The sequence below is a fragment of the Leucobacter sp. M11 genome (assembly GCF_035726885.1).
In the GTDB taxonomy this organism is placed as follows: Bacteria; Actinomycetota; Actinomycetes; order Actinomycetales; family Microbacteriaceae; genus JAPFRB01.
Genome location: NZ_JAPFRB010000003.1, coordinates 730,738 through 735,559 on the forward strand (window position 1 = coordinate 730,738; position 4,822 = coordinate 735,559).

At 69.5% G+C, this 4,822-nt stretch carries 5 protein-coding genes; 1 reads left to right on the forward strand and 4 read right to left on the reverse strand.

Translation table 11 applies throughout. The features are described from left to right. The 3 genes from OOT08_RS11905 to phnA form a co-directional block, all read right to left on the reverse strand. Positions 1–785 (reverse strand): aldehyde dehydrogenase family protein (locus tag OOT08_RS11905; RefSeq protein ID WP_325092863.1); only part of this gene is annotated, 785 nt, incomplete at its 3' end. 45 nt (positions 786–830) lie between these two features. After that, positions 831–2,318: an MFS transporter gene (locus tag OOT08_RS11910; RefSeq protein WP_325092864.1), complete on the reverse strand. Its 1,488-nt coding sequence runs from the start codon at positions 2,316–2,318 to the stop codon at positions 831–833. Between the two features lie 101 nt (positions 2,319–2,419). After that, positions 2,420–3,772 (reverse strand): phosphonoacetate hydrolase, encoded by a 1,353-nt coding sequence (gene phnA, locus OOT08_RS11915; protein WP_325092866.1) that lies wholly within the window; start codon positions 3,770–3,772, stop codon positions 2,420–2,422. A 166-nt stretch (positions 3,773–3,938) separates the two neighbouring features. Here phnA and OOT08_RS11920 point away from each other — a divergent pair, with 166 nt between their 5' ends. After that, complete coding sequence (locus OOT08_RS11920) at positions 3,939–4,397, forward strand: hypothetical protein (RefSeq protein ID WP_325092869.1); 459 nt, start codon at positions 3,939–3,941, stop codon at positions 4,395–4,397. Between the two features lie 93 nt (positions 4,398–4,490). Here OOT08_RS11920 and OOT08_RS11925 read toward each other — a convergent pair. Continuing rightward, positions 4,491–4,822: amidase family protein (locus OOT08_RS11925; RefSeq protein WP_325092870.1), on the reverse strand; the 332-nt coding region annotated here is incomplete at its 5' end.

A 4,822-nucleotide genomic window follows, 5' to 3' on the forward strand; every position in this document is an offset into this window, starting at 1 on the left:
AGCACGATGAGCGCGTTCTTGCCGCCGAGCTCCAGCTGGGTGCGGGCCAGTCGCGGCACGGCCGCCTGCTGAATCGCGAGCCCGACGGGGAGGGACCCGGTGAACGAGATCCCGCGGACCCGCTCGTCCCCGCTGAGCACCTCGCCCGGGTCCCGGTCGCCCTGAACGAGGTTGAGCACCCCGGCGGGGACCCCGGCGGCCTGGAAGATATCGACCAGGATCGCCGAGGATAGCGGCGCGAGGGGCGAGGGCTTCAGGATCGCGGTGCACCCGGCAAGCAGGGCCGGGGCGACCTTCCACGCCGGGATCGCGAGCGGGAAGTTCCAGGGGGTGATCAGCGAGACCACCCCGATGGGGACCCGCCAGGTGAGCGCGATGGTCTGGTCCTCATCGGCGGGGAGGGTGGAGCCGCTGATGCGGCGACCCGCCCCGGCAATGTGCCGGACGATATCGATCGCCCGCTGGGCCTCCCCGAGCCCCTCCGCCAGCAGTTTGCCCTGCTCGCGGGAAACGGCCTCCCCCAGCTCCGCTTTCCGATCCGCCATCAGCTCGGCGGCCCGGAACAGGATCTCGCCCCGCGTGATGGACCCGAGCGCGTCCCAGGCGGGCCCGGCAGCCTCGGCCGCGCTGACGGCGGCGCGAGCGTCCTCCGCGGAGGAGTCCGCGAAGGCCCCGATCACATCGGCGGTGTTCGCCGGGTTGACGTTGTCGAAGGTCCGGCCCGTCTCGCTGGGGAGCCAGTCCCCGTTGATCAGGTTGTGCTGGAGGTGCGTGTCGATGGTCATGAGAATCCTTCGGTGGGTCGGAAACGGAGTGGGGGAGGCTGCGGCCTACGCGGCCGCGGGGCGCTTGTTCCAGCTGGGGAGCATGATGAGCGCCCCGACGAGGGCGGCGCCCGCGAAGAGGGTGAAGATGGTCGAACCGGTGAGGAACCCGGGCAGCAGGCCGCCGAGGATCGCGCCGATGGAACCGCAGCCGTTGATGAAGCCCGTGGCGCCGGCGGCGTACTTCGAGGTGCCGAAGTCCACGGCGGCGACGCCGGAGATCATCGAGTCCGCGCCGTAGGCGGTGAGCCCAACGGCGGCGAGCAGGACGGTGATCCCGGTGATGGAGCCCGTGGCCGCAATCGGCTGCCAGAGCGCCAGGGACACCACGAGCAGCACCAGGCAGAGCACGCTCGGCGGGACGCGGCGGGCCCCGAACACGGTGTCGGAGAGCCAGCCGGCGGCGATCGGGGCGAACACTCCGGCGACGCCAAAGGCGACGGGGACGAGCACCGCGTTCATCATGGACAGCTGGGGCGCGGCCTCCAGCACGAGCACGGGACCCCAGAGCAGGATCGCGTAGCGGGCGGGTTTGATCAGGAAGTAGACCAGGCCGAGGCGGAGCACCATCGGGTCGTGCCGGACCGCGGCCAACAGGTCGCTCAGCTTCATCGGCCGCCGGGCCGGCTTGCCGGAGTGCGTCACGGGCGAGACCGCCTGCACCGGGATCTTGCCGAGGTAGGGGCCGTTCAGGAGCTCCTTGTTGGAGTCGATCGAGGGCAGGCCCACGTCTTCCGGGGAGTTGCGCTGGAAGATGAAGAAGATCACGATCGCGATCAGCATCGCCCCGGCGCCGGCGATGAATGCCCACCGCCAGGAATCGAACAGTTGGTACGCAAACCAGGCGCAGAACGGGGCGCCGACGAGCCCGCCGAAGGCGTAACTGGTCGAGAAGAAGCCCATGGCGCGGCCGCGGACGGTGACCGAGAAGAACATCGCGATGTTCTTGCTCAACCCGGACCAGCCCGTCGACTGGGCGAGGCCCTGCACGAGCATCAGCGGAATGAACATCCAGACGGCGGGGGACAGACCCATCAGGATCGCCGCGACGCAGGCCATGATCATGCCACCAGCGACAACGACCTTGGTGCCGAAGCGTTCGGCGGTGGCCCCCCAGACGAACTGGCCGACGGCGTAGGCGGCCAGGTAGAGGGCATCGAGCAACCCGAGGGTTTCCCGGCTCATGAAGCCCTCGTCGAGGACGCCGACCTTGGCCGCGGAGAACGCGGACCGAGGGAAATAGAAGGCGACGTAGGCGAGCCAGGACAGCGCGAAAATACGGATCTGCCAGCTGCGCAGCTCCTGGCGCATGGTGCGCTGCAGCGGACCGGTCGTGATGGGGACGGTCTCAAAAGGGATCGGGGCGGCGGTGCCCTGCGGGGTGGGGGCCTGGCTCGACGGATCGGCCGGTCCCTCCGGGGCCGCGACGGCCCCCGGGGTGTCAGTGGGTGGGTGCTGCTGGCCGGATGAAGCGGAACGACGTTGTTCAGACATGCTGGGCCCTTCGGTGCGGTGGTGTGGACGTGCTCCGAGGCGCGGGTACGCCAAGGGCCGGTCCGTCGCCCCGGCTGGGGTGACGGACCGGCTTCCCGCGGTTACGCGGGAACGGACGCGGACTGCGAAGCCAGGGTGGTGGCGACCCAGAACGCGTCATAGTTGTGGCAGAGCGCGTCTCCGCCGTCGATGTCCGTGGTCGCCAGGCTCGCCGGGGCGGGCAACTGACGGTTCACGAAGAAGGGGATGTTCAGCTCGCCGAGGCCGCCGTGAGAGCGCAGCGGCACCTCGAGGTTGGTGAGGTCGTGCCAGGCCGTGAAGCGCCCGAGGGCCGTGTTCTTCGCGGAGAGCACCGTGATGTCGCCCATCCGGTCGAGGGGCATCTGGAAGCGCTCCGCGGCCTCCTCGGAGGGCATGACCTGGCTGATGCCCTCACGGGCGGCAAGCGTCGCGATGACGCTGTCCCGGTCGGAACCCACGGGCAGGTACACGTTCGCGAACGAACCCAGCGCGCCGTGGTGCACGGTATACGGGTCCGTGATCGGGAGGATCACGCGGGAGCCCTGGTCGCCAGCCTCGGCGTCGAGGCCGAGCACCGCGTTGACCTCTTCCTCGAGGTACACCACGCGCGGCGTCCCGTCGGACTCGTGGTGCTTCGGGCTCATGCCGTGGTCAGCGGTGATCACGACGACCGCGCCGAGCCGGTCCAGCTCGCTCGCGTAGTGGTCGATCATGGCGTAGAAGTCGTTGGCCACCGGGGTGCCCGGGGCGTTCTTGTGCTGGATGTAGTCCGTCAGCGTCAGGTACATCACGTCGGGGCGACGGTCCTCGAGCAGCTTCACGCCCGCGGCGAGCACGAACTCGCTCAGCTCGGCCGAGTAGACCCCGGCCAGTTCCCGTCCGACGTACTCCAGCGCGCCCTCGATGCCGTGCTCAGCCATCGTGGTCTGGTCCGCCTTCTCCGCGGAGAAGCAGATGCCACGGCGCTGCGGGGTGACGTACTCGCCCGACCCGGCGGGGTCCAACCCGGGCTGCGTGACCCCGGTCGCCAGCAGCCGAGACAGCTTGTCCTTGGCCGTGACAATGGCCACGTCGAGCCCGGCCGCGCCGGCCGCCGCAAAAATCGTGGGGGCGCGCAGGAACTTCGGATCGTTCATCAGGACCTCCTCGCCCGTCGCCGGGTCGAGGATGTAGTTGCCGCAAATGCCGTGCACCGCGGGGGGCTGCCCGGTCGCGATGGACATGTTGTTCGGGTTCGTCAGCGTGGGCACGGCGCAGTGGGCGTCCCAGGAGACGCCGTCACCGGCGAGGAGCCGTTTCAGCCACGGCATCCGCCCGGCCTGGATCGCCTCCTCGTGGTAGGCAGGCTCACTGCCGTCGATGCAGATCACGACGACGGGGGTCTCCCCGGTCTCGTAGCTTCTGCCGTTCACATCGAACTGGGTGGCGGTCATGGCGGCTCCTTGTGTCTTCCCGTGTCGTGGGGCCTCAGCGAGGGAGGATTCCCGATCTGCTGCCAGCCTGGCAGGGGTCGCGACGAGCGAGTAGAGGTCAAAGGCTGAGGTTGCCCATCCCGTCCGGTTATGGGGAACAGAACGAACGGGTTATCGTCGAGAGAACATGACACAGGTTCTGCGCTCCGCTACTCCAACCGGGCCCCTCAGCCGCCCAACCGGGCGGTCACCCGCGCTCGCCGCAGTGCTCGTGATCGTCACCGTGATGCTGGCTGCGTTGCTGGCCGGATGCGGGGCGGGGGTCCCCGAAGAGGAGACGCGTCTGCCGACCGGGTTCCCCGAGCTGGTCCCGGTGCCGGAGGGAGAGCTCGTCGACGTGGTGACCTCCGGGGCTGACGGGGGATGGTCCTTTTCGGTGTTGCTGGATTCTCGGCACGCACAGGAAGCAGCCCTGGCTCGGCTCCGCGAAGCGGGCTTCGTCGAGACGAGCCGGACTGAGCTGGGGCAGACGGATGTTCGCACACTCCGCTCAGCGGAGCACCGCTTGCTGCTCACCCTGACCACGAGGCTGGGGGCGCCCATGGTTCGCTTCGAGCTGACCCCCCGCGAGGGCACCCCCAACTGAGTGCCCTCGTCACTGAGGGAGGAACCGCGTGCCGCGTTCTTCCGTGTGGAGTTCCCGGCGCAGCCCCCGAAACACGGGCCCCACAGAGCCCGGCTAGGCCGCCGGGGTCGCGGGGAACGCCGGGAACGCGGGCATCTCCGTGAGGGACTCGATCGCCGCCCCCACGCGGAACACGGTGGCCTCATCGAAGGGCTGCCCCACGACCTGCACCCCCGTTGGCACGCCGAGGTCGGAGAGCCCGCTCGGCACCGAGAGGACCGGGCATCGATTTGCGACGTTAAAGGGGCTCGTGAGGTGCGCCTCCCAGTAGTGGCCGAGCCGCACCCCGTCGATCTCGATCCCGTCGAGGTAGTCGCCGTCCGCGTCGAGCATCTCGACCGCCTGGGTAGGGCACAGGAGGGCGTCGAGCCCGGCCATCGCCTCCG

What these genes read in the sequence shown, in the direction of transcription:
- OOT08_RS11920 (WP_325092869.1), top strand. Translation starts at nt 3,939, where the DNA reads ATGACACAGGTTCTGCGCTCCGCTACTCCAACCGGGCCCCTCAGCCGC.
- OOT08_RS11910 (WP_325092864.1), bottom strand. Translation starts at nt 2,318, where the DNA reads ATGTCTGAACAACGTCGTTCCGCTTCATCCGGCCAGCAGCACCCACCC.
- phnA (WP_325092866.1), bottom strand. Translation starts at nt 3,772, where the DNA reads ATGACCGCCACCCAGTTCGATGTGAACGGCAGAAGCTACGAGACCGGG.